At 45.0% G+C, this 25,203-nt stretch carries 25 protein-coding genes; 20 read left to right on the top strand and 5 right to left on the bottom strand.

Going from position 1 to position 25,203, the window contains the following annotated elements; all coding sequences use genetic code 11:
• Positions 1-71: 71 nt before the first annotated feature.
• Complete coding sequence (locus tag MKZ09_RS03280; protein ID WP_076207431.1) at positions 72-2,396, top strand: histidine kinase; 2,325 nt, start codon at positions 72-74, stop codon at positions 2,394-2,396.
• A gap of 99 nt (positions 2,397-2,495) precedes the next feature.
• Here MKZ09_RS03280 and MKZ09_RS03285 read toward each other — a convergent pair whose 3' ends face one another.
• Both MKZ09_RS03285 and ytxJ read right to left on the bottom strand, forming a co-directional pair.
• Positions 2,496-2,735, bottom strand: coding sequence for a glutaredoxin family protein (locus tag MKZ09_RS03285; RefSeq protein WP_076138249.1), 240 nt, complete (start codon positions 2,733-2,735; stop codon positions 2,496-2,498).
• Positions 2,732-3,058, bottom strand: coding sequence for a bacillithiol system redox-active protein YtxJ (gene ytxJ / locus MKZ09_RS03290; RefSeq protein WP_076138251.1), 327 nt, complete (start codon positions 3,056-3,058; stop codon positions 2,732-2,734). The genes MKZ09_RS03285 and ytxJ overlap by 4 nt, the downstream gene beginning before the upstream one ends.
• Positions 3,059-3,286: 228 nt before the next feature.
• On the opposite strand from ytxJ, the gene MKZ09_RS03295 reads away from it, so the two are divergent.
• From MKZ09_RS03295 to MKZ09_RS03325, 7 genes are all read left to right on the top strand, one after another.
• A complete protein-coding gene (locus MKZ09_RS03295) occupies positions 3,287-4,009 on the top strand; it encodes an SDR family NAD(P)-dependent oxidoreductase (protein WP_076138253.1) in 723 nt (240 codons plus the stop codon).
• Between the two features lie 48 nt (positions 4,010-4,057).
• Complete coding sequence (locus tag MKZ09_RS03300) at positions 4,058-4,693, top strand: ThuA domain-containing protein (RefSeq protein ID WP_076207429.1); 636 nt, start codon at positions 4,058-4,060, stop codon at positions 4,691-4,693.
• A gap of 144 nt (positions 4,694-4,837) precedes the next feature.
• Positions 4,838-5,230: a MerR family transcriptional regulator gene (locus MKZ09_RS03305; RefSeq protein WP_076207427.1), complete on the top strand. Its 393-nt coding sequence runs from the start codon at positions 4,838-4,840 to the stop codon at positions 5,228-5,230.
• A gap of 88 nt (positions 5,231-5,318) precedes the next feature.
• Positions 5,319-5,603: a thioredoxin family protein gene (locus MKZ09_RS03310; RefSeq protein WP_445323449.1), complete on the top strand. Its 285-nt coding sequence runs from the start codon at positions 5,319-5,321 to the stop codon at positions 5,601-5,603.
• A gap of 111 nt (positions 5,604-5,714) precedes the next feature.
• The gene (locus MKZ09_RS03315) at positions 5,715-7,463 is read left to right on the top strand and encodes a spore germination protein (RefSeq protein WP_076207425.1); all 1,749 of its coding nucleotides are present in this window, start codon (positions 5,715-5,717) and stop codon (positions 7,461-7,463) included.
• Positions 7,464-7,490: 27 nt separating this feature from the next.
• Positions 7,491-8,582 (top strand): GerAB/ArcD/ProY family transporter, encoded by a 1,092-nt coding sequence (locus tag MKZ09_RS03320; protein WP_076138257.1) that lies wholly within the window; start codon positions 7,491-7,493, stop codon positions 8,580-8,582.
• Positions 8,579-9,790, top strand: coding sequence for a Ger(x)C family spore germination protein (locus MKZ09_RS03325; protein WP_076207423.1), 1,212 nt, complete (start codon positions 8,579-8,581; stop codon positions 9,788-9,790). The genes MKZ09_RS03320 and MKZ09_RS03325 overlap by 4 nt, the downstream gene beginning before the upstream one ends.
• Before the next feature lie 28 nt (positions 9,791-9,818).
• Here the strand turns inward: MKZ09_RS03325 and MKZ09_RS03330 are convergent, their stop codons facing one another.
• Positions 9,819-10,706, bottom strand: coding sequence for a CHAD domain-containing protein (locus tag MKZ09_RS03330; protein ID WP_076138259.1), 888 nt, complete (start codon positions 10,704-10,706; stop codon positions 9,819-9,821).
• A 239-nt stretch (positions 10,707-10,945) separates the two neighbouring features.
• Here MKZ09_RS03330 and MKZ09_RS03335 point away from each other — a divergent pair, with 239 nt between their 5' ends.
• Positions 10,946-11,839: a lipoate--protein ligase family protein gene (locus MKZ09_RS03335; RefSeq protein WP_076207421.1), complete on the top strand. Its 894-nt coding sequence runs from the start codon at positions 10,946-10,948 to the stop codon at positions 11,837-11,839.
• Positions 11,840-11,942: 103 nt separating this feature from the next.
• On the opposite strand, the gene MKZ09_RS03340 is transcribed toward MKZ09_RS03335, so the two are convergent.
• Positions 11,943-12,722 (bottom strand): carbon-nitrogen family hydrolase, encoded by a 780-nt coding sequence (locus MKZ09_RS03340; protein ID WP_076207419.1) that lies wholly within the window; start codon positions 12,720-12,722, stop codon positions 11,943-11,945.
• 164 nt (positions 12,723-12,886) lie between these two features.
• Here MKZ09_RS03340 and MKZ09_RS03345 point away from each other — a divergent pair, with 164 nt between their 5' ends.
• The 8 genes from MKZ09_RS03345 (at position 12,887) to MKZ09_RS03380 (ending at position 19,637) form a co-directional block, all read left to right on the top strand.
• Positions 12,887-13,315, top strand: a complete 429-nt coding sequence (locus MKZ09_RS03345) for a MarR family winged helix-turn-helix transcriptional regulator (RefSeq protein WP_232061128.1) — start codon at positions 12,887-12,889, stop codon at positions 13,313-13,315.
• A gap of 33 nt (positions 13,316-13,348) precedes the next feature.
• Positions 13,349-13,984 (top strand): nitroreductase family protein, encoded by a 636-nt coding sequence (locus MKZ09_RS03350; protein ID WP_076207415.1) that lies wholly within the window; start codon positions 13,349-13,351, stop codon positions 13,982-13,984.
• Between the two features lie 58 nt (positions 13,985-14,042).
• Positions 14,043-14,336: a putative quinol monooxygenase gene (locus MKZ09_RS03355; protein WP_076207413.1), complete on the top strand. Its 294-nt coding sequence runs from the start codon at positions 14,043-14,045 to the stop codon at positions 14,334-14,336.
• A gap of 174 nt (positions 14,337-14,510) precedes the next feature.
• A complete protein-coding gene (locus MKZ09_RS03360; RefSeq protein WP_076138263.1) occupies positions 14,511-16,079 on the top strand; it encodes a phospholipase D-like domain-containing protein in 1,569 nt (522 codons plus the stop codon).
• A gap of 62 nt (positions 16,080-16,141) precedes the next feature.
• Entirely contained in the window at positions 16,142-16,519 is a 378-nt protein-coding gene (locus tag MKZ09_RS03365; RefSeq protein ID WP_076138264.1) for a hypothetical protein, read from the top strand.
• A 74-nt stretch (positions 16,520-16,593) separates the two neighbouring features.
• Positions 16,594-16,920 carry an ArsR/SmtB family transcription factor gene (locus tag MKZ09_RS03370; RefSeq protein WP_036676741.1) on the top strand — a complete coding sequence of 109 codons (327 nt, stop codon included), beginning with the start codon at positions 16,594-16,596 and terminating at the stop codon, positions 16,918-16,920.
• 107 nt (positions 16,921-17,027) lie between these two features.
• Entirely contained in the window at positions 17,028-18,791 is a 1,764-nt protein-coding gene (locus MKZ09_RS03375; protein ID WP_076207410.1) for a SulP family inorganic anion transporter, read from the top strand.
• A gap of 150 nt (positions 18,792-18,941) precedes the next feature.
• On the top strand, positions 18,942-19,637 hold the full coding sequence (locus tag MKZ09_RS03380; protein WP_076138266.1) for a DUF1361 domain-containing protein: 696 nt from the start codon (positions 18,942-18,944) through the stop codon (positions 19,635-19,637).
• Here MKZ09_RS03380 and MKZ09_RS03385 read toward each other — a convergent pair.
• Positions 19,634-19,951 (bottom strand): MGMT family protein, encoded by a 318-nt coding sequence (locus MKZ09_RS03385; protein ID WP_076124439.1) that lies wholly within the window; start codon positions 19,949-19,951, stop codon positions 19,634-19,636. The genes MKZ09_RS03380 and MKZ09_RS03385 overlap by 4 nt on opposite strands.
• Positions 19,952-20,166: 215 nt before the next feature.
• On the opposite strand from MKZ09_RS03385, the gene MKZ09_RS03390 reads away from it, so the two are divergent.
• The 3 genes from MKZ09_RS03390 (at position 20,167) to MKZ09_RS03400 (ending at position 25,192) form a co-directional block, all read left to right on the top strand.
• On the top strand, positions 20,167-21,219 hold the full coding sequence (locus tag MKZ09_RS03390) for a LacI family DNA-binding transcriptional regulator (protein WP_076138267.1): 1,053 nt from the start codon (positions 20,167-20,169) through the stop codon (positions 21,217-21,219).
• A 67-nt stretch (positions 21,220-21,286) separates the two neighbouring features.
• Entirely contained in the window at positions 21,287-23,698 is a 2,412-nt protein-coding gene (locus MKZ09_RS03395; RefSeq protein ID WP_076207408.1) for a hypothetical protein, read from the top strand.
• A gap of 93 nt (positions 23,699-23,791) precedes the next feature.
• Complete coding sequence (locus tag MKZ09_RS03400) at positions 23,792-25,192, top strand: extracellular solute-binding protein (protein WP_076138269.1); 1,401 nt, start codon at positions 23,792-23,794, stop codon at positions 25,190-25,192.
• Positions 25,193-25,203 lie beyond the last annotated feature (11 nt).

Raw genomic sequence — 25,203 nt, forward strand, 5'->3', positions numbered from 1 at the left:
TGGGTCAGGGATATCTTGCTTTCTGGCATAGAAGAGTGCATGGATGATCGGGTTATTAAGGAGTGGTCTTGATGGGAACATATCGGAGGAAGACGCCGGAGGAAATGCTGCTCTCTATTTATGAGCTGCATCGTGGACGCCTGAAGATCTATATAGGTCCGGTCAGTGGATCAGGCAAGACCTATCAGATGCTGCGTGAGGGTCAGGCGCTGAAAGCACAGGGCATCGATGTTGTAATCTGTGCGGTTTCAACCAACCAGAGTCCAGAAACAAGGGATCAGCTGGGTGACTTGGAACGGATTCCAAGTATTCATTGGTTTCAGAAGGAGATCGAGAAGAAGGATCTGGATGTGAAGGCCATTGTGGCGCGTAATCCAGAGGTTGTACTGACCGATGGATTGGCTCATCATAATCGCGAGGGTGCGGAGAGATCAACTAGGCTGGAGGATATCAAATATTTATTGGGCTGTGGAATTAGTGTCATCACAACTGTAAACGTATACGAGCTGGAGGGCGCAGCAGATCTAGCGCGGAAGTGGACGGGGATTGAGGTGGAATATTCCTTGCCTGCGGAAGTGCTCACCCTTGCAGATGATATCGTTCTAATTGATGTGACTCCGGAAAAGATACTTCAACGTTTGTCCGAAGGACATTTGGGCAAGAAGCAGCGGACTTCGCTTTTTAACAAAGGGAATCTAAGCAAGCTGCGGGAGCTGGCGCTGAGAATGGTTGCGGAGGATGTTAATGGTTCGCTGGAGAAGCATCGGGAGGAGCAAGGATTGCTGGGGGCTTCGGGGATTGCCGAAAAAGTGTTGGTGTCCGCACAGTATTATTGGAATGGCTCGATTCATATCCGCCGTGGACAGCAAATCGCTAAACGGTTAAACGGAGATCTGGCAGTGGTATCCTTCTGGAAGCAGGGCCTGACGCCCTCTAAGGAAGCAGCAACCTTCAAGCGATCCCTATGGAAGCTGACTGAGAAGATTGGGGCCTCGATGGAGGAGATTTCTTTTCGCTCGAAGAGGGAGATTCCGGGACTTCTAGTGAAATACGCTATCCAGCATAATATTACCCGTATCGTTATGGGACACTCCAAGCAAACGGCGTGGCAGGAGCTGTGGAAGGGTTCGATTGCTAACTCATTGTTAAAGCAAATCCGCGGAGTAGATGTGTTTTTCGTGGCTGATCGTGCTGAGCGTGAGGGAGAGCGTGTTCTTCCTACCCGGCAGAGCCGAAATGAGCGGAAAGCCGATGCCTATCACAGATTAAGCACTCAGGAAGTAAAGGATAAAATCGATGCGATTCGTGGGGGCACATTTAAAGTGTACATTGGTGCTGCTCCCGGGGTGGGCAAGACTTATAAGATGCTGCGAGAAGGAAATGATCTCTTAAAGAGAGGGATCGATGTTGTTATTGGATTACTAGAAACGCATGGACGTAAAGAAACCCTTGAACAGATCGGTGAGCTGGAGATCCTTCCGCGACTGAGTATTGACTATCGGGGGACTATCCTTGAGGAAATGGATACGGCAGCTATCATTAAGCGTAATCCGGAGGTCGTACTGGTAGATGAACTGGCACATACCAATATGCCGGGCAGCAAACATAAGAAGCGGTATATGGATGTTATGGAGCTATTGGATGCGGGGATCTCTGTAATCTCCACAGTGAATGTTCAGCATTTAGAAAGCTTGAATGATGCAGTAGAACAAATTACCGGAGTTAGAGTGAGAGAGACTTTCCCAGACAGCATTCTGCAACGGGCCGACGAGGTTGAACTTATCGATGTATCCCCAAAAACACTGCAAGAGCGGATGAAGGATGGAAAAATATATGCGATGACCAAAGTAGATCAGGCGCTGGGGGCTTTTTTCAAAATCGGCAATCTAATCGCCCTCCGTGAACTGGCCCTGCGGGAAATTGCTGATGATGTGGATGAACGTCTGGAGGCCTGGGAACGTGTCGGGTCGCTGCGGGGACCTTGGCGGCGGCAGGAAGTGATCTATGTGTGCATCACCTTAGGAGATCATGCGGAGCGTCTGATTCGGCGCGGTTTTCGGATTGCCTATCGTCTAAAAGCTTGCTGGTATGTTACGTACGTACAGGAATATAAGCAGAGTGGGCCTTCTTACGATAAACGAATTAATGATTTGAAAGAATTGACGGAACGACTGGGTGGAACGTTTAAGATGATTCCTAACGTGCTCCCCGCACGAGTGTCTTCCTTGTTGCTTGAAAGGTCTCAAGCCTTACAGAGCACACAGATTATTATCGGCCAGTCCCAACGCTCATGGGTGCGTAAATGGCTGCGTGGGGATGTCACTAAGCAGATTCTGCGTTCGGCCAGAAATGTAGATGTACTGGTCGTGGCAAATCTTATGCGTGAGGAACCCTAAGCTTTAGAACAATGAAAAAAAGGGATTCCTTGCCGATTGGCTGTTGGAATCCCCTTTTTTGTAAGCATATATCAAGTGCTAAATGATTAAACGAATGAATTACTGAGCAGCTTCGAGGAGTGCTTTCAGCTCGGGAAGATTGAATCCTTTGGTGGCGTGATCCCCTGCTACTGTAACAGGAACACCCATGAAACCAAGCTTTTCGACTTCCTCTTGATAGATTGTGCTAGTCATAACATCTCTTACTTCAAAAGGGATACCTTGCTCGGTAAGATATTGTTTGACCAGATTACAATCGCTGCAGCCTGCTGTTGAATAAACAATCACTTGCTGGCTCATTGGTTCACAGCCTCTTTGATAGCATCTCTTGTGATCTTCCAGTGGGAAGTGTTCCAGCGAACCTCATTATCCTCTAGCAGGAAGAGCTGTGGAGATTCATGCTTAATCCCGAAATCCTCGGCAATTTGATTGGAAACTGGACGATCCTCGATGACTAGAACTACTGCTGCTGTAGTATCCGCATCCTTTAGATAAGCCTGGAACTCTTCATTAGCTTTGGCGCTAATCGGGCAGGTAGTGCTGTGTTTGAACAGCAGCTTCTTGCCAGGTTTAGCCACATACTGCTCAAGATCTTCCAATGTATGAAGTTGTTGAATAGACATAGATATCACCCTCCTGGGATCGTTATTTTACTAACCATTGTGTTGTTAACAACCTGTAATCATGATTGTAACATATATTAAATTTAAAACAAAAAGGATTCTGAAGCAGCTAATCCAAGGATGACCAAACCCTCATTTTAGCGCGTTGAAAAAAAGAGGACGGCATGCTAAGGTGAAAGGAAGACAACTTGCTTCAATAATCCTTACTAGGTAGGAGTGTTGAAAAGAATGAACAGAGTCGCATGTGTGACTGGAGCTGATCGGGGTCTTGGATTGTCTCTTGTACACTCTCTTTTAGAGAAACAGTTCTCAGTATTTGCTGGACAATACATGAGAGCCGCAGATGAATTGAAAGCGCTTAAAGAGAAGTATCCGGTACAGCTGGAACTTATTCCACTCGATATTGGTAGTAAGGATAGTGTAAAGCAGGCAGCAAGGGCTATCGCCAGCAGAACTGGGCATGTTGATATTCTTATTAATAATGCCGGAATTATTCATTCTGCAGATGATGCTACGATGCTGGTAGATATGGATGATGACAGTATGGCAGAGATTTATAATGTGAATACGCTAGGCGCGTTGAGAGTCAGCAATGCACTTATGGGACTTTTATTGCAAAGTAAGGATAAATTGATTGTTAATATTTCTTCGGAAGCGGGCAGCATCGGCAGAAATAAACGTATTAATATGTATGGCTACTGCATGTCTAAGGCGGCTCTCAATATGCAATCCTCCCTGATGCACAATCATCTAAAGACGCTTGGGGGTCAAGTGATGGTGTTTCACCCAGGCTGGATGAAGACTTATATGCATGGCGAAAAAAATGAGCAAGCGGATATTTCACCCGATGTGTCTGCAGACCAGATTATAAGTCAGGTTATGGAGTATAAAAAGTATCTGGGGGATGAGCCGGCCTATCTTGATGTGGATGGAAATACATGGCCTTGGTAGATGGGCTTCCCGTAATCAAAAAAGTACACGAAGAAAGGCGATGATAGGATGTCTACACTAAAAGCACTGGCACTCGGAAGTTATTCGGAGGTTAAATATCACCCATTTACGGGAGTAGACCGGGAGATTGAGCAGATACTTGCCAATGAACTGCAGGTATTCTCCTCGGAGAATTATGGGCTGCTTAATAAAGAAACATTATCTGACTACAAGCTGGTAGTCTCCTATACCGAATTCTCCGATGATAAAATACCAGCGGAACAAAGCAGCGCACTGCTCTCCTATGTGGCTAACGGTGGCGGATTACTAGTGGTACATAACGGAATCTCCTTACAGCGTAATCAGGAGCTAGGCGCCATGCTGGGAGCGCATTTCACTCATCATCCAGAATTCACTTCGCTCCAGATGTCCATACCGGTACAGGAGCATCCCATTATGCAGGGAATCGAAGAATTTGTGATCGATGATGAGCCTTATTATTTTGAGCAGCATCCCTATTTCGAAACAACTGTGCTTATGGAATATCCTCATGATGAGGCAATGAGGCAGGCGGCTTGGTGCCATGAATTTGGTCTAGGCCGGGTTGTTTATTTAATGCCTGGTCATCATTTGCCTTCTTTTTCCGTAGAGCCTTTTCGCCAGATGATTCGTAGAGGTGGACTTTGGGCGGCAGGATTATTGTAGGATATAAGCGGATATATTTGTTGTAACATAAAACACGAGTCCAACTGCGGGTTAGCCGCGGTTGGATTTTTTTTGTTGACTCTAACATTGGTGTCAGGGTTTATACTGGAGTAGAACAATTCTCATGAACCCCGGGGGAATGCTATGAAAATAGGTGAGCTTGCTAAACTGACGGGCGTAAGCGTCCGTTCACTTCGTTACTATGAGAGTCAGGGATTAATCTCGCCAATCCGTCAGGCCAACGGATATCGGGAGTACTCTTCACTTGCTGTAGAAACGGTAGAAACGATTAAACTATATTTAAACCTGGGTCTGTCGACAGAGCAGATCGCGGGCTTTCTACATTGTGTCTTGAAGAACAAAGAAGCTTTCTGCGCAGAAGTGATGCCACTATACCGCAGTAAACTGGAAGATATTGAACGTCAGCTTGTAGAGCTGAATCAGATCAAGAGGAATTTGGAAGAACGAATGGCATCTATTCTGCAGGAGCAGGATGAGAGCAAGCTGGGTACGTGTACACTGAAGAACTCGGAATAGTACTGCTGGTGATGCAAAATAGAGGAGGAATGGCAAATGTCTATTATAAATGCCGAAAGCGCGGATTGGGTGCGGGCAGAAATACGTGGTGGAGGAACGGTACTGGTGGATTATGGTGCGCCATGGTGCCCCATGGTGCCCCCCTTGTAAGGTGCTGCTGCCTGTTCTGGAGGATCTTCACCAGGAATATGGAGACGATGTTTCTATTGTTAAGGTGAATTGTGATGAACTGCCGGATTTGGCTGGAGAAGCTGGTGTTATGGGGATGCCTACAGTTATTGTATATAAAGAGGGGCAACCCCTGGAAAAGCTGGTCGGTCTGCGTCCGAAAGCAGCCTACCAAGGCATACTGAACAAGGTTCTTCAAGCATAAGGCGATAATTCTAAAGATGAAAATAGGGAGACTCCATATTGTGGGGTCTTTTTTGCGTGCATGATTTACCCATCTTCGGTAAAAAATACGAACACAGCTATAAAGGAGGTGATGAAGGTGTGGAACAGTATTCTTGAGATAATTCCTAAATGGAGCGTGATTTTCCAAGCTATTATGATTTTTTTCGTTCCGTTTATTCTAATCCGGATGATGAGTTGGGCTAATGTAAAGGAAGATACGATAAGTACTAGAGCAACAAAGGCTACCGGCAGCATAGGTGGGGGTGTTCCTTACGGAGAAGCCTCTCTAGGTTCTAGCAATACAAAAAAGGTTGCTAAGGTGGACGATTCCGTTGAAATCAGTGAAGAATCTTCTACAGGAGCAAGCTATAGTGGTCAATTTCGGGAGGATTTGCAAAGATTTAAAGAGATGAGCACAGATATGCATGATGTGAGTTTTCGGGAGTTACGTATCGGAGGTATAAAGCTGCAAGCGGCCCTTATATTTGTAGATGGACTGACAGATAAAGATAAAATGGATCGGAATATTCTGAAGCCTTTAATGAATGCCTATAAGGTTTTTAAGGATCCCCATACGATACCGGAAGCAAAGGATCTAAAAGATATTCTCATTCATGAGATCGTGCTTATTTCGGAAGTTGAGTTTACAGATGATGTGAAGCTCTCCCTTCAAAAGGTATTGTTCGGCTCTGTAGTGCTGCTAGTAGAAGGGATACCGGAGGCTATTGTACTCAGCACCCCGAAGGGGAATACAAGAGGGATAGAGGAGCCTGAATCAGAAGCTGTCTTGCGGGGATCACGAAGCGGATTTAATGAGACGTTAAGTGACAACACGGCATTACTGCGCAGACACGGGCAGAGCACAGAGCTAGCCATGATTTCTTTTACTGTAGGCAAGAGGATGAAGAAGGATCTGGTTCTAACTTATATCAAAGACATCGCGAATGATGAACTGGTCGAAGAAGTCAAACGAAGAATCAGGACGATTGATATAGATGATGTGCAAGAATCTGGTTATGTGGAGCAATTAATCGAAGATAATAGCTTCACTCCATTTCAGCAGATTCAGAATACGGAAAGACCTGACCGCGTAATGGCATCGTTATTGGAAGGAAGAGTCGCTATCCTACTGGATGGCACACCCTTTGCCTTGATCATGCCAGTTTCCTTCGGGATGCTGCTGCAATCCCCAGAGGATTATTATGATCGGTGGATGGTGGGTTCATTGGTGCGCTTGCTGCGTTTTCTCGCCGCATTAATATCAATGTTTGCACCGGCACTATATATTTCCTTCCTCTCCTTTCAGCCAGGATTGATTCCGACAAAGTTGGCTATTTCAATCATCAGTTCCCGCCAAGGTGTACCCTTTTCGGTATTAATTGAAGCCTTGATCATGGAGACCTCCATCGAAATATTGCGGGAGGCTGGACTCCGGCTGCCTAAACCTATCGGTCCTGCGATGGGGATTGTTGGCGGTCTTATCATCGGCCAAGCCGCGGTAGAAGCCGGAATTGTAAGTCCGATTCTAGTCATCGTTGTTTCAGTTACAGCAATTTCCTCCTTCACCATCCCTATGTATAGTGCGGGAATGACGCTGCGTATGCTCCGTTTTATAGCTATGTTTTCTGCAGCAGTCTTTGGATTATATGGAGTTGTGTTATTTTTCCTTTTCCTGAGTGCCCATTTAATCAAGCTAAAAAGCTTTGGCATGCCTTATCTTGGCATGTTTATCCCGTATAAGATTAAGGATTGGAAAGATTTTATATTCCGTATGCCGCTGCAATTTCTAACAGGCCGCCCTACGCTGTTGAAGCCGAAGGACCCCCGACGCAAAGGATGAGAGATCTAAGTAAAGGAGGAAGGGAATATGAGTACCGAGGTGAAGGACCGAATTACTGCTGTTCAAGCGACGATCATATTAGCCAATTATACTATTGCGGCAGGGATACTTACACTTCCTCGGACGATTGTAGAGGCTAGTGAAACTCCAGATGTATGGATCTCCGTTTTTTTAGGGGGAGTACTTACCTTTTTTACAGGTTTAATTATAGTGAAACTTAGTCAACGGTTTCCAGGTCAAACCATCTTTCAATTTAGCGGGAAAATCATTGGCAAGCCACTTGGAGTGATTCTCTCTATATTAGTAATTGTGTATTTTCTGTGCATAGCCAGTTTTGAAGCACGTTCCGTGCAGGAAGTGACCTCTTTTTTTCTGCTGGAGGGAACCCCACCTTGGGCGATTGTTGCCGTGTTTATTTGGATAGCCTTCTATCTGTGCAGAGGAGGACTTAATGCCATAACTAGCATGTGCAGGCTGATTGTTCCAATTGCATGGACAATTTTTGTTGGAGTAAGTTTGCTTAGTGTTGAAGTTTTTGATATCGATAATCTGCGGCCTTTTCTTGGAGATGGGCTAGAACCGGTATGGAAGGGCATCAGGCCAACCATTCTAACTTTTACTGCTGGTGAAGCAATGCTGTTCATTGTGGCTTTTATGGATAAGCCACAAAAAGCAGTAAAGGTAATTATTGCTGGATCATGTATATCAACGTTCTTTTATCTTTTAGCCGTTGTAATGACTATTGGTGCGTTTTCTATAGATGGAGTGGTCACAAGAACTTGGCCATTTCTTGATCTAGTGAGAAGCTTTGAGGTGAATTATCTTATTTTTGAGAGGTTTGAATCGCTGCTGCTTGTAATCTGGATTATGCAAATTTTTTGCACCTTCTGCATCACTATTTATGCTGCTGCTTTGGGAGTTTCGCAAATATTTCATAAACGATTTAATAGCTGCTTATTGGCTATACTTCCAGTAGCCTATGTAGTTTCCAGAACGCCTCCAAATGTGAATGCTCTGTTTGCATTAGGGACAGTTGTGGGGAATTGGATGATCGTTTTATTTGGATTAATTCCATTGCCGCTGTTGATCATCGCACATTTCCGGAGGGCGGCTTCATGAAAAAATGGAGAGTGTCGATTACATTTCTTATATTATGTATTCTGTTGACCGGCTGCTGGAGCAGCACACCTGTTGAAGAGTTAAGTATGGAGATTGGTGTTGCCCTGGACAGTGCGGAGGAGACAGGGGATGAGGAGGCAACCCAGCAAGGAGGCGGGGGAAATCCCATGCCTGCCCAAATAATGAGTACCTATCAGTTTACGATTCCTCAAGGCTCAGGAGGGTCAGGTATGAAGTCTGGGGCTTCCCCATCCTCAACCAGAAATTACTATAACATGAGTGAAGTAAGTGATTCGATGTTTGAAGCGTTACGGGCACTTTCACTGCGTACTAGACGTACTCCGATCGGACATCACCTTAAGGTCATTGTGATCGGTGAGAAGCTTGCGCGCTCTACCAAGTTTTCTGAGTTAATTGATTTCTTTAGCAGGGACAACGATATCCGTCCCAGTGTTCTACTATATGTCAGCAAGGGAAAAGCCAAAGATGTATTGGAAAATGCGCTGCCGGGCCAAACCCCTTCATTTGTCTTAGAGGGGATTTTTGTGAATAGAAGTCGGAGCACGAGGATATGGGAGCCGGTTTCAATAGCTAAAGTAGCGGGTCCTTTGCATGGTAAAAGAAGTTTCATGTTGCAGAATGTAATTTCTTTAGAAAAAGAGAAGGAGACAAAGCTGGATGGAGCAGGCGTAATTAAAGGGAAAACGGGAAAGCTCGTTGGTTTTTTTGATGCATCGGAGCTGGAAGGAATGGTCTGGCTGACTGGAAAGGGAGAGGGGGGTGCTCTCAAAGCATACGACCCGTCTAACAATAAGCTTATTACCTATGAAATCAAATCCCTGGGTAGCAAGTATAAGGCTACTGTGAAGGATGGGAAGATCTCTTTTCATGTGAAAATAGAATCTACGGGGAGATATGGTGAGGCTTTTGCCAAGAGTGCGAAGAAGTTGCATGACGGCATTGTAAAGGAGGATAAAGCAGTGCTAGAGAAGCATGTCGTAGACATGCTTCAGGTCACTGTGAAAAAAATGCAGAAGGAGCTACATACAGAGGTTGCAGGTTTCGGCAACGCTTTGCGTATTCAACATCCAGCCGTATGGCGGAGCGTAGAGGATAACTGGGATGAAACCTTTAGCGAGATTCCGATTACCTATGAAGTGAAATTAAATATTGAAGAGTATGGTGCATCAGATACATCGGCTGAATAGAAAGGAACATTTGCAATATTGTATGGAGCTACTTCGTTTGTGTCTGGATGGGAATGACGTCATTATGATGCAGTGCATCGAGCACTTCATCCTTTAATTGCGACGTGAAGGCATTCCATGCTTTTTTACCGATGTCCAGCTCTTCACGTCCAATAGCATTCAGTGTTTCCAGCCATAGACGTTTATCGTTAATCAGCCCAAGTTGATCTTGAATCTCTTTATAGATCTCCTCATGCGCATGAAATTTCTGATTTAACGCAAAATCGGCTGCACTCGCGGTATAACGCAGTTCTTTAGCAGCAATTCTTAGCTGGTGCAAAGCGTCGAAGGCTTCTGTAGATTCGGCATTGTCTTCATGGAAAATAGCTTTGCAGGTTTTTTTCTTCTGCTCATAAGCGATCTCAAGCTCACGCATAACAACGTTAACATTCTTTTTTGCGACCAGGGCTTCAAGCTGCTCGCTTAGGAAGGTCTTCCACTTTTCCTCGAGGTCTTCATTGATTAGTTCAGGCAGCTCATTAGCGAGCCTCTTGCGGTAAGTTTTGCGCTTGTCCTTTTGGTAAGCGATCACTGCCTTTAACAGGTCTGCAGTTTTGGAATCTCCGTTCTCCTTCGCTTGCTTGCGCTTGATCTTGAAAGACTCTATTAGAACATCTGCATCTCTCACTTTACCTAATCTCTTTTGCGCTTTTTTGAAAATAGGGTACAGGCCTGAAGTGTGCCGCGGATCAAGAATGGATAATAGACTTAGCAGCTTACGGCAGTTCACTCTTGCCTGGTGGATATCTTCATCAGCGAATTTATTTAATGCGTCATGGCTGTAATCCCAAAAGTTGATATAAAGGTGGTTAAGGGCTTGTTCCCATTGCTTTGTTTTGGTTAGCTGTCGTTCTTGTGTCAGCTTGTCTCCTGTCATGCAGCATCACTCCTTAACGTTTGGGATAGCATGAATTTAGGTCTTCCCCTATTATGCTCTGGGGCAAGTCCATTTACTATAAGAATAGCGTTATCATAACCTCATTTCAATTCTCTACTCACAGCAGGGAGACAGATCGGTTACAATATTACTATCATTATTTATACGGATAGGCTTGGAGCTTTAGCTGGTAGAGAATAGCAGGTCTCGTGGCTCATATTCGGGAAAGAGGGGCTTTGGTGGATACTCGTGAGTATGATTCAATATTTAGTAAACTTCCTTCAGAAATGGGTCTCTTTCAACATCTGAGTGGAAGGGATGAGAGTAAAGGTACAGAAGCAGGGAGCTTAGAGGATATGTTGGTCCCATTCGCTTTTGAGGAAACCTTATGCCGGGATGTTGGAGCGGGCCTTATACCTCCCAGCTTACATCTGTGGAGTCATTCTGGTGGTGTAGCGCTTGGACTTCGGGACAGTAAGCTACCGTGTGCAGCTCAGGCGATGCTTACGCTTGAGGAGCAAGGGATTAGAACGGCGGTTAGGCATTCCGGCGGGGCTGCGGTGCCTCTGGATGCAGGGATCATTAATGTTTCTCTAGTTCTGCCCAAAGGACGAGGAAAGCTGGATTTTCATGATGACTTTAAGCTCTTGGCTGCTTTGATCACTGAAGGGGTTGCCATAAGTCATCCACAGGCTGCGGCGCAAATTGAGGCTGGTGAGATTGTTGGTTCTTACTGCCCGGGTGATTTCGATCTGGCCATTGGTGGCCGGAAGTTTTGTGGTATTGCTCAACGTAGGCAGAACAATGCCTATTTTGTACATGCTTTTGTCGTAGTTTCTGGCTCGGGTCAAGAACGCGGTGAACAAATTCGGAATTTCTATGCGCAAGCCTCCGGAGGAGACTCCTCATTATCTTATCCACGGGTTCGTCCAGAGACGATTGCTGGACTTGGTGAACTCGGTGGACCTGAAGTGGCGAAAGTGTTTGTGGAGGGAATTATTCAGGCTTTAATTCGTCGTGGAGTATCGCTTAGAGCATCCTGCATTTTGCAGCAAGAGACAGGATACAGCTTGGACTATGATGATCCACGTGTGCTCGATGCAACGAGGGTGCTTCGCGAGCGGTATTCCTGAGGGCTGAGCATGGGGTGGAGTCTGTTAAAAAAGGACGTAACGGAAAGCTGGCTAGAGCCAGCCTACGTAACGTCTTTTTTTAATATTCAACAATGCCGCTTTTTTAATTATACAACTCAGGACGTCTGTCCGAAAAAATCGGAATTTGTTTCCTAATCTCACGCACCCGATGTAAATCGATCTCTCCGGTTAGAATTTGTTCCTCTTCAGACGCCTCACACACAATATCTCCCCAAGGATCAATAATCATTGAATGCCCAGCAAAGATATTGGCAGGATCGCTGCCTGCACGGTTGCAGGCTACAACATAACATTGGTTCTCGATGGCCCGGCTGATCAATAACGCCCGCCAGTGGGACAATCTGGGCAGTGGCCATTCAGCGCAGACGAACAGGATTTCCGCCCCTTGTGCGGTATGGGCGCGAACCCACTCCGGAAAACGGATATCATAACAGATTAGCCCTGCACATAACGTATTGTCTAATGTAAATAGTCCTTTGGCTTCTCCCGGTTGCAGATACAAATGTTCGTCCATCAGCTGGAACAAATGCAGCTTGCTGTATTGTCCGACGAGCTCACCTGATCGATTAAATACATACATACGATTGGTTACACCAGCATCATTTCGGTTAGCTACAGAACCAGCGATGATATTGATGCTGTATTGTTTAGCCAATCTGGAGATAAATTCCTTGGTAATTTCCCCTTCTGGGTCGCCAATATCTTCTAAGCGAGTCAGATCATAACCAGTGGTCCATAGCTCAGGGAGAATCAGACAATCAGGGGCTGCGGAAGCAGCTTCACTTATTTTTTGGGCTACGGCAGCATAATTCATAGCGGGATTGCCAAATGCTATATCCAGCTGAATCAGGGATATTCTCATAGGTATCCTCCTCTTTTGTTCAAGCGTATAGCACCAGATAAGGATAAGCAATGTTGATTTTTTAAAAATGATTTGATATATTAGTTGACGGGTCAATGATTATGCGTTAGTATAATTTCATACAAAACAATTGCATGCAATTAAATTTAGAGAGGAGGTATATTTTGACGGAGTACTGTCCTGAGGAAGAACATATATTTGAACTGCTGCAGGTCTTAAACAAAGGAATCTCTCCAAAATTTGAACGTTGTGCAGGGATCAGTCCCACACGGCTTCGCCTCCTGCATGAACTGTTTCGGGTAGATGAAGTCAGCCAAATCAGTCTGCAAAAGGAAATGGATATTGATGCGGCAGCCGTCACACGTCATCTGAAGGGATTGGAAGAGAGTGGCATGATCGCTCGCCGCAATAACCCAGCCGATAACAGGGTCACATTGGTCTCATTAACCGATCAAGGTCGGGAAAGAATGGTTCAATATAGCGAAGAGAAAAGGCGGTTTATCGCTACTCTGCTAACAGGTTTTAACGATCAGGAGAGAGCAGTGCTCATTGATATGCTCAATCGTCTGCAATCTAATATCATTCTGTTGTAACTTACAAAACACACTCAAAGGAGAATTAATCATATGAACGCTACACAAACAAATGATTTTCAAGAAATTATTACAGGACGCCGCTCTATTCGCAAATATGATCCATCCGTTAAGATCAGCAAAGAAGAAATGACACAGATTCTTACCGAAGCTACACTTGCTCCATCTTCAGTGAACATGCAGCCTTGGCGTTTTCTGGTCATTGAAAGTGACGAAGCTAAAGCTACTTTAGCGCCTCTCGCTCGTTTTAATAACGTACAAGTAGAGACTTCTGCAGCTATGATTGCCATCTTTGGTGATCTGAACAACTTTGATTATGCTGAGGAAATTTACGGTACTGCTGTTGAACGTGGACTTATGCCTGCTGAAGTAAAAGAAAATCAATTAACCAGATTATCCGCTCATTTCGCTAACCTGCCACGGGAAATTAACAGAGACACCGTGCTTATCGACGGCGCACTTGTTGCTATGCAGCTGATGCTGGTTGCTCGTGCACATGGTTACGATACAAACCCAATTGGTGGATTTGAAAAAGAACAAATCGCTGAAGCATTTGGTATGGAAAAAGATCGTTATGTTCCTGTAATGCTACTCTCCATTGGTAAAGCTGTTGATGCAGGTTACCCCTCTGTTCGTCTGCCTATCGATAAAGTTGCTGAGTGGAAATAATTATAAAGTTAGTAAGCCAACGTGCTACCATAAACACTAATCTTAGGAGGAATATACAATGATCATTATTCATGCTGTACTTAAAGTTAATCCAGAGCGTCGTGAACAGTTTTTGACGGAGTCTAAAGCATTACTGGCTGCTACTCATGCTGAAGAGGGTAACCTTTCTTATGAGCTATATGAGAATGCTGGAGAAGCCAACTCATTTATTATGCTTGAGCAATGGCGTGATGCTGATGCAGTATCCAGCCACAATACGAGCGCTCATTTCACTGCTTTCTCAGCTAAAGCCGGCGAATTCTTGGCTGCTCCTCTAGATGTTAAAGTATTTAGCGCAGAACAGGTAAAATAAGCTGTCTCCATTCTTAGCGAATTTTTTTAATCCTAAACAGGGATGATCCATAGCCATAAAGGCTGTGGGGCATCTCTGTTTTGCATTTCACCCCGTTTATAAAAAGGAGATCTAGGGTATCTATCCTTACCTTGATTCAAAGGCATGCAATATAATCGATGGGGGACTTTACATATGAAGACACAGAGAAATATGATTGATTTCTTGAATTATTATCTATCCGGCGGATCGCTTGCCCGTATTATGGATGTAGCAGGAGAAGAGGTGGAGCGTAAGCTTGAGGGGATAGATCTAGAGGCTGCCAGAGCCTATCGTCAGACGCTTGGCGGAGTCATTACGACAAGTCAGCAGCTAGCCCAGCTACCTGGTTTTAGTCCAAGCTTACTGGAACAACTTACTGAAGTATTGGGCAGACTAGACTCAGGCAAGCTAAAGGCTCTGGCTCCGCAGACTACGTGGAATAATCAAGTAACACCTTACGTGAATGGTCCAGAGTGTCTAGGAATGATATTAGAGGAGATCAGAAAAGCGCAGCATTATATCCACCTGTCTGTCATGCTTTTCTTTAACGATCGCTCGGGGAATCTGGTTGCAGATGAACTGTTTTATGCTCTTAAGCGTGGCGTTAAGGTAAGGGTTATGGTCAATTACACATTGACGGCTTTGGGGTACGGAAATAATCTGGAGTACGGCCAGTTCGCCAAGATTGCTGATCGGCTTGAGAATGCAGGCGCCAAGCTGCTGAATACCTTCAATTCGTATTATACAGCCATTGAATGGCGGGTGAAACGAAAGGCGCTGGAGCAAGAGGGAGTGCCGGAAAGTATCTTGTTTCTGCAGGATAAAGTGCAAGAGGATGTTGAGGTCACAGGACTGAATGTCATCGATCATCGGAAGTTTATGGTCATAGATGGGGTAACCTCGATTATAGGCAGTGTAAATATTGGTGACCAATATACGTATGAGACCCCAGTGCAGGCATCCTCTGCAATGAGTATAGATGGACATCCACAGGGCATTCCTAGTAAAGAGGCTGAGTGGCATGATGGCTGCTTCCGGATTCGCGGCGCTGCAGCGCAGCCTTTGAATGCAATGTTCTATTCTCGCTGGCTGCTTCTAGGCGGAGATCATTTTGATGTGAATGATGTCTTTTATTATCCTGATGTGGATTATCATTTTGGTGAGGAAGAATGTACGCTGTTAGCAAGCTTTCCAGGTAACCCGGTTAACCTGATTCAACAATATTATCTGGATTTAATTACTTACGCGGCTGAAGAGACGATCATCGTGAATCCTTATTTGATTGATCAGGATTTTTGGGATCGGCTCGGGCTGCTTGGTCCGGAATGCTCGTGTAATTTGAACATTTGTAACCCGCTGGAGGTCAATGATCATCCTACAAATCGCGCGGCGGTAAGAGGCAATATGTATATGCCGTTTATTAACGGTGTTTCCTTCTATGACTATAGTGCCACCGGTCGATTTTCCCATTGGAAAATCACCTATGACCATAGAGCACAAGCCGTTTTTCACGGTTCATATAATATCAACGAAAGAAGTGCCTGCCACGATTTTGAGCTGGGAATGCTGGTAAAAGGGGAGGCCTTTGCAGAGCAGATAAAGTCTATGATCGATTATGACCTGAGTGTCTCGCGGAAGATTACCAGTAAAAGTGAGTTCTTTAAGCATCCTTGGTTACACCCTAGTACTTATCTGAATAAGGCAACCCAGAATTATACTTGATAAACTGGGCTAATTCTCATGATATAATGATCGTTATAAATCATTAGGGTGGAGTATTGGCTATGCAAATCAAAATTACAAAAAGTGGTTTGAAAAAGGACGAGGTATTCTTTCTCACAGAATATGGGGAGGGCCGGGGAATCTGGTGTGGTGCTCCTGTGAATCCAGGGGCAGAAATGGATGTGGAATTCGAGCTTTCGGAGCTGCTTATGAGGTGGGTGGATATCCATCCTGTACCTGCAGGTGAGTTCAATATCAGGCTCGAACAGGATAAGGTTATTTTTACGGGCGTGTTGGAGAATATTGAAGAAGATGGCACAGGATTTTTACGAATAGGTGAAGGGTTAGTGATGTTCGAGTGTCTCGGTGAACCTATGGCACTGGGAGTGTTCGTAGAATTGCAGGTCCGTGATGTGCGAATCTATCCCTTCAGTATTTGACGCTTCTTAGGGACTAAGATAACATACAAAGATAACATTAGATTCAGAAAGTTAAGCATGAGGAGTAGAAAGCTATGAACACCGAAATTCAGCAATTTAAGACCGAATTCTTCAAGGCGCTGGCTCATCCGATGCGTATTCGTATTCTGGAGCTGCTTAGCGAAGGTGAGAAGAATGTGAATGAACTGCAGGCTATTCTCGGCTCGGAAGGTTCTGCTGTATCCCAGCAGCTAGCTGTTTTACGCGCCAAAAATGTAGTAACTAGTGTGAAGGAAGGCACCACAGTCATTTATGCCTTACGTGATCCTCTGATCAAGGACCTTCTGGTCGTGGCCAAACAAATATTTGATAACCATCTCGTGAATACCATTTCATTGCTGGAAGGCATGCGCGGTGAGTGAATATGGAATAGATTAACGTTATTTTGGCGTTGACAACAGTCGCGTCCTAGAGTAATGTTCTTCTTATATTCAAATAATCAGATATTTAAAGAAAAGAAGGTTTGAACATGACAGGGCGGGGTCGTTATAAAGGCTACAACATGAACGCTTTTCGCAAGGATTTAATATCAGGGACAATCGTCGGGGTTATTGCCATTCCTTTAGGGATGGCATTTGCTATTGCTTCTGGTGTAAAGCCGGAATATGGCATTTATACGACAATCGTTGCCGGCATATGTATTTCATTGTTCGGGGGATCGAAATTTCAGATTGGTGGACCGACAGGTGCATTTATTCCTATCTTGTTCGCCATTGGGATGCAGTATGGTTATGAGAACCTGCTGTTAGCGGGGATGATGGCGGGGGTTATTTTAGTCCTCATGGGATTGTTAAGGCTGGGTGTACTGATTAAATTTATTCCGAAGCCGGTCACGATTGGTTTCACAGCAGGAATAGCGGTTATTATCTTCACCGGACAGATTGCTAATTTCCTTGGGTTAAGGGATATTGAACGGCACGAGAGCTTTGTAGATAACATGAAAGAGATTGGACTTCATCTATCGACGATCAATGGATATAGTATCCTGACCGCCGCGATTTGTCTGGCCGTTGTTATCCTAGCGATTCGCTTCGCTCCGAAGGTGCCGGGCTCATTGGTCGGCCTTCTTTGTGCGACTGTCATAGCAGCGTTATTTTTTAGCGGTAAGGTGACTACGATTGGTTTGGCCTATGGGAATATCCCTAATACACTGCCAAGCTTCCGTTTTCCGACCATTACCTGGGAGCGGATTACACTGCTGATTCGTCCGGCCTTTATCATCGCGATGTTGGGTGCTATTGAATCCTTATTGTCAGCAGTCGTAGCTGATGGGATGACGGGCAGCCGCCATCACAGCAACCGTGAACTGATTGGTCAGGGAATCGCCAATATTGCAGCTCCATTGTTTGGAGGAATTCCAGCCACAGGTGCCATTGCCAGAACCGCCACAAATATCAAAAGCGGCGCAGTTTCTCCGATCTCAGGGATCGTTCACGGGGGAGTGGTATTCCTAATTCTTCTGTTGTTTGCACCCTATGCTTCTAGTATTCCGTTGGCAGCGATGGCTCCTATCTTGATGGTGGTAGCTTGGAATATGAGTGAGCGTAAACAATTTCTTCATTTGCTTAAAATCAAAACAGGTGATTCTTTGGTGTTATTCATCACCTTCTTGTTAACGATATTTGCAGATTTAACGCTGGCTGTAGAGGTGGGATTGATTCTTGCAGTGATTTTGTTTGTGAAACGGATGGGAGAGGTTCATCTGGTATCCAAAGTATTGCCTGATCCTAATTCCGTCAAGGTAGGAGCACATATGGTAACGGAGAGTCATGATTGTCCGCAGATTGGGATTTATACCGTGGAAGGGCCGCTGTTTTTTGGCGCTGCGTATAGATTTGATGACACCATGCCGGGTTATGGCTCAGATCAGCCGAAAATTATATTAATGCGGATGGGAAAAGTGCCATTCATGGATACTACAGGCGAATCCAATCTGGCGGAGCTGGTGCGGCATCTCCATGCTGTTGGAGGGAAACTGATGATCTCCGGTGTTCAGCCGCAGCCGCTTGAGCTACTTAAGAGAACCGGGCTATATGACAAAATAGGAGCGGCACAGTTCTATCATCATACCGGTGAAGCGATCAATGAAGCTCTTAGCAGTATTAATCACAACAAATGTATCGGATGCAGTCATGCGGCGTTTAGGGAGTGTACGGCATTATCCTGTCAGGAGGATGCAGGTGGACTACGAGGTCTGACAGGACGCAAGAAACCAGCATTGCCTCTGAACTAATCAGCGGTACTTGATTTTAATAAATAAAGTCGGCCTGGGCGCTATTCTTGCGTCTGGGCTTTTGTATTAAAATTGGACTTCGGAATTCTGAATTTGTACAATTGGGTATAAGTTTAATGTAATTAATATCGATAAGGAGAATATAAGCTCATGAAGGAATTGAATTATCCGAAGGTGTTTATGCTCTTGGCGGGATTGTCTGTCGCTACATTGGCGGTATATCGTGTAGTGTCACTTCAGACGGATTCGTTTTACGGTTTTTTAATTTGGAATTTGTTCTTAGCTTGGATTCCGTTTTTATTCTCCATGGCTGCTTATGAGCTAGACAAAAGGAAGATAGGCGGTTTATTACTTCTTCCTTTGGGTGTCGCGTGGCTGCTGTTCTTTCCAAACGCGCCTTATCTCATGACTGACCTGGTGCATTTAACGGTAAGAAAAAGTAGATATATCGTGGAGGGAGCCATTCAGAATCGCTACTGGTATGACTTGGTTACTCTTTTATTGTTCACCTGGAGTGGATGGTTGACCGGGTTCTTCTCATTGTATCAGTTCCAGACGGTCATTTATCGCAAAAGCAACCTGCTGTGGTCATGGGTATTCGTGCTTGCGGCATGTATGCTCGGGGGATATGGTGTACTGCTTGGCCGAGTCTACAGACTCAATAGCTGGGACGTCCTGACGGACAGGCATCAGTTGTATCAACTTGTTCTGGATAGCCTGAATCTCCAGTCCGTGTTTTTCAGTTTGTTCATTGCCTTTGTCCTGCTGGTCATTTACGCGACGATGTATTGTCTACTCAATGCTCTTGGCACCGGAGAAAGACGAAGAGTTACCGGAGGGTACTAATCGGCACACTCCGGCTCAAACTGAAATTGCTTCAGATCTACCACACCTTTTTCATTAAAACTAACTCCCTCTCCCTGTAGATAGAGCCTCTGGAGGGAGTTAGACTCATCCTCAGTTAGTGCGATCATTCCCTTAGCATTAATGACCCGGTGCCAGGGCAGCTTATATTTTTTGCTCATAGAGTGAAGGATGCGAACGACCTGCCTTGCTCCTCTTGGGCTGCCTGCCGCGCGGGCAACTCCTCCGTAAGTCATCACTTTACCTTCTGGTATAGACTGTATGATATGAATAACTCTCTCAGTAAATGGTGTCATAATAAGCCCAAGCTCCTATATCTTATTTTTATCCAATGTTCAACAGATAAATCAATTCTAAACGAAAAGGGGGACGAACATTAGGATTTTTTGAGGATAGCAAAAAAAGGGTTGCAAAGCAATAAATACGCGTGGTATATTCTAACTGTAAAAATAATCTAAACGTTTAACAACGTGATTAAAAGATTTCCCATAATAAGATAGGAGAAGGTGTAATGAGGAAAACCAGCATTAAAGACATAGCCGCAAAGGCTAATGTTTCGATTGCTACAGTCTCCTATGTGCTTAATGGTACCCGCAATGTACGTTCCGATACAAGGGAACGAGTTGTTGCAGCCATTGAGGAGTTGAATTATAAGCCGAATGCTATTGCGAAGAGTCTTAAACTCAACCGTACGAATACAATAGGTGTTATTGCAGAAGATGTGACGGTATTTAACACCCCCGATATTATCGATGGAATTAATGATTTTGGAGATCGTAATGATTTGCATATTTTACTGGTGAATCTTCGTTTGGACAAGCGTATCGGCCGTAACTTCTCGAATACGGAAGACTATCGAAAGTATGCCGCTAATGCGGTTGCCGAACTGCTCAGTAATCAAGTGGATGGGATTATTTATATCGGTGTTCATCCCCGTGATTTAACGGGTTTAATCGATACGGAGGGTAAGCCTATTGTGTATACCTACTCTTACACACAGGACGATATCTCTATCCAGTATAATGATGAGCAAGCTGCTTACCAAGCCATGTCCTACTTGGTTAACCAAGGACATAGCAGAATTGCTGTAATCAGTGGTTTGATGGATTCTATCCCTTCCAGATTAAGACTGAACGGTTATTACAAGGCAGTTACTGAATATCAACTACCGTTCGATCCACTATTAATTAAGATGGGAGACTGGGAGAGGGAATCAGGGTATCGCCTTACCTCCGAGTTGCTCGCTTTGCCGGAGCCTCCAACCGCGATTCTTTCCATGAATGATGTAATGGTTGTAGGTGTTTTGCAGGCGGCAGAGGAAAAAGGGTTTAAAATACCGGATGATCTGTCGGTTGTCGGTTTTGATAATCGTGAATTCAGTGATTACTTACGCCCGCGTATAACAACAATGGGACTTCCGCTACATGAGATGGGCTATCAAGCTATTGAGGTTTTGTTCAATTTAATCAAGGGGACGAAGATGGATTCATTGATCATGCCGGAGTGCCGGTTGATCGAACGTGATTCCGTGGCTACGTTAAAAAATGCTGTGAAACAAAAATAAGTTTCACAGCTCCTTTTTCCTCATAAATCTAAACGTTTAACTTAAAATATTTAAGAGGTGCTAGGCAATGACGATTCTAGGCAACGAAAATTTCAGGATGGAGCTAAGCGACCGCGGAGCACTTCAGTCTCTGATATTACAGGGCGACCCTAGTGAAATGAATTGGGTAATTGATCCGTCTTATTTGAAAGAGGCAGGTTATACGGATACAGATAAGCTATTCGGAGAATGGACAATAGAGCTAGACGGGAATATCATAAAAAGCACTGATCTGTTGCCCAAAATCACGCCAGAAGGAAAACACCGTGTAATTGTGGATTTTGAAGGCCCGCCGATTGCAATCAGACTTACATATTCTTTGGAAGATGAGCGGCTAAGATGGACTATTGAAGCTACGAACCGCTCAACACAGTCTGTAAAAATTAATGGACTTCATGTGTGGTTTTCGTTCGCTTATATCATGTACAGAGATGAAAATGTGCAGCGCAATATGAGACAGTCCTGTGCAGTATTCCCCCATCTTGGAGGAGATTTCGCTAAAATTGCTGCCATTCGACGGAGCAACGAAGCACCACATCTGGGTGTTTATGGTACTCAGGGCAGAACAGTAACCGTAGGTACTTATTGTAGTTATAAGAATCGTTTTCTTGAGCAGGTTTCCCCTTCTTTGGATGGTCTGCTGTATCATCGGCTATCGTTGGTGGAAGACGGATCATCTATGACCGAATCTGCAGCTGCCGACTGGATATATGGTGGCGCTTACAGTCCGCTGGATCTTGACGCTGGAGAGACCTCCAGTTGGGAATACATAATCCATCCCTGTCAGAATCGAGATGATTTCTATAGGCAGGGTATGGCCTATGGACATCCGCGCTGGAGCTATACGCCTGTATTAACCCGGGGAGGAAGATTCGAAGCTGTTGTTGATCTGCCGCAGGGCCAAGCTCTACGTGAGCTGCGTTTGTATAGCACTTCACCGGCAACGGAGCTGATCCGTCAGGAGAATATTACGGACGAAGCTGTACGGTTGGAGTCAGGCAGCAGCTATAACATATCTTTACAGCGTTTGGAGCCGGGAGAACATAAGCTGGAGCTGGTGCTAGAAGATGGACGGACCGATATCCTGGTCTGGAATGTACTGGAGTCGATTGACCGGATTCTGGAAAAGAGAGCCGAGTGGTTGGTAAATAACAACTTTGGAGGGACAGGGGAGGCTGAGAGGCCATATGCCTTCCGTCCGCTATCGAATCAGGGAGAATCGCTGGGTAAGGTTGCTTTTCTTCTGATGAAGAATAGCATGGCTAAGGCTGTCCCAGAACAAGTAGCTAAGGCCGAGATTGCCGCAGTATTGGATGTGAAGGAGCATTGGTTTGAAGGCGGAGATTTCAATCATCCGCGTCCCTTGTATGGAGAATTCTACCGCATTTATGATCTGGATTATATTGGGCATGTCTTTTATCTATTGTCACGAATGGATGGTTCACTACTAAAAATTCATTCTCCTAGAAAATATCTACAATGGGCTGCTGAAATCATGTGCCTTCGCCTAGACCCTGATCGGCACAGTGGCCAGCGCGAGCAGGATGAGAGCCGTCTAAACGGTATATTTGTGCTCTATATTCTTGATTTATTAGAAGCACTGAAGGAGAGCGGTCTTTCAGAAGAGTATAAACGTCTACTTACCTTATGGGAGCACTTTGGCAGAAATCTCGAGACAGGGATACAGCAGTATGAGGGAGCTATAACGGAGCATTTTTACGATAATGCAGGATTTGGTCCTACCTGTGAAACGTTGTGTCACCTTGGAAATAAAGAGGAGGCTCAGCGTTATGGACAACTAATTCTGGCAAATATCGGATTCAGCAATGATTACAGAGTGCAGAATCCGGATCGCTGGTGGGAAGCTTTGTCTTATATGATTCATTCCCTTTGGGGTGGATTGGTAGCAGGAGCATCCCGGGTTGCCTATGAATTCCTTGGAGACCCTGAATATTTGGAAGCCGCTTACCGTTCTACGATGGCAGTATTCAATTGTTACGATTGGAATGTACGCTCTACTCCACGACGTTTGTTGCCTGGAGAGGCAGCTTCTACATATAGTGTGGCAGCTCCTAACCTGAACATGCCAGAATTGTCGCGAAACCGTTTTGGGCAATCCGTATTTGTGGGGGCAAGTGATTCCTTGTTTGCTTCGCTGTTCTCGGGTGTGACAGGAGATGATTGGGATATGGGGGAGGAGCTAGTGGCCTATCTAATGGGCTTCGGGACAACCACATATTTGTACAGGGATCCACGCGGAAAGATGCGCTGTATTAACGGCTATATTGAAGAAGACTCGGAGGGCTGGATCGTAACAAGTTACGCTGCATATCCATCAAGATATGTACTGCTTGAGGATAAGCTTGAATATCGCACAACTGAGGGGATACTAGAGCCTCACGTAAGACTGGCAGGCGGAATATTCAGTCCTTGCCTGTAATTGCTAAGAGTGACAAACCATGATGATTTTAGGCTAAAGCTTTAAATGCTTGGCTTGAAATAAATAGATATGAAAAAAAGGGAGGCAACAAACATGAAGTTTGGAAAACGTACTCTAGTTCTATCTTTAGCATCAATGATGGTTTTTTCCGCACTGGCAGGCTGTTCGGGCAATTCCAATAACGCGGCTCCAAAGGCATCTGAAGGGTCTGGAGCAGCCAACAAAGAAACTACGTCTGATAAAGACGTAACCTTGGAATTATTGTATTGGGGTGATGATGTGCAGAAAAAGCTGGTTGAAGCGGCAGCAGAAAAATATACAGCCGACACCGGAGTGAAAATCAATGCACAAGTGCTTCCAGCGGACGGCTCCTTCGATACATTTATTCAGACCCGGCTCGAATCCGGCGAACTTCCAGACATCAGTTATATGGGTGAAGGCGATATCCAAAAGTACAATGAAATGGGAATTATCGAAGATATCAGCGATTTATTAGCGGACGGAAGTATTCCTGAAAAACTATCAGCGATAACAATCCATTCACCTGAGCAAAAAGTGATCGGAGTCGGCCTATCCAACCAGTTGGAGCTGCTCTACTATAGCAAGTCTAAATTTGATGCAGCGGGCCTTGAATATCCACCCTCCAAAGTTGAAAATGCATGGGATTGGGATACATTCGTAACAAACGCGAAAAAGCTAACGACAGATACTAAAGGAAAAACAGCGGCAGATGAAGGCTTTGATGCTGCTCTCACCGAGAACTACGGGCTTGGTATGACAGCGGGACGGGAGTTCCACCATTTCTGGGCAGCTTATGCCAACGGCGGAGGGATTGTTTCCCCGGATGGAAAGGAATTTCAATGGGATTCTCCCAAAACGGTTGATGCCATCCAGAAGCTAGCTGACCTCGTTAACAAAGACAAGGTTGCCTCCGCTTTCAATTACACTTGGAATTCCGGAATTGGTTCTGCGGTAGACGCTTTGAGTGGTGGTTATGCCATGGCGATCAGCGGCTCTTGGGATCTAGCTAATATCAAAGGAAATGAAGATATCGGCGTTGGGGTTTTGCCTAAGATGGAAAAGGCAGTAACGATGAACTGTGGTGCTCCGCTTGTTGTGTACAATACATCGAAGCACATTGAGGAAGCCAAGAAATTCTATGCTTACATGGTTAACCCTGAGAACAGTCTGGAGCTGCTGAAGAGTGGTGCGTGGTTGCCAAACCAGGCAGATTGGTATACCGATCCTACCTTGGTTGAAAAATGGACCTCCGATCTTCCAGAAAGTGCAAAAGAAACTATTCTTAGTTATTCGACAACGAAAGACTCTATCGCACAATGGCCTGCATATTACGTTCCTGCCTACCTCAAGATGAATACTGAATATGAGAAATCTATTGATCAGGCATTGGCAGGTAAGAAAAGTGTTAAAGAAGTCTATGATGCGATCATGCCAGCGATCAAGCAGTTGTTCGAGAGCGGCAAGGTTTCCTAATTAGAGCTTAT

This window comes from Paenibacillus sp. FSL R5-0908, from assembly GCF_038006245.1.
Lineage (GTDB): Bacteria > Bacillota > Bacilli > Paenibacillales > Paenibacillaceae > Paenibacillus_AQ > Paenibacillus_AQ odorifer.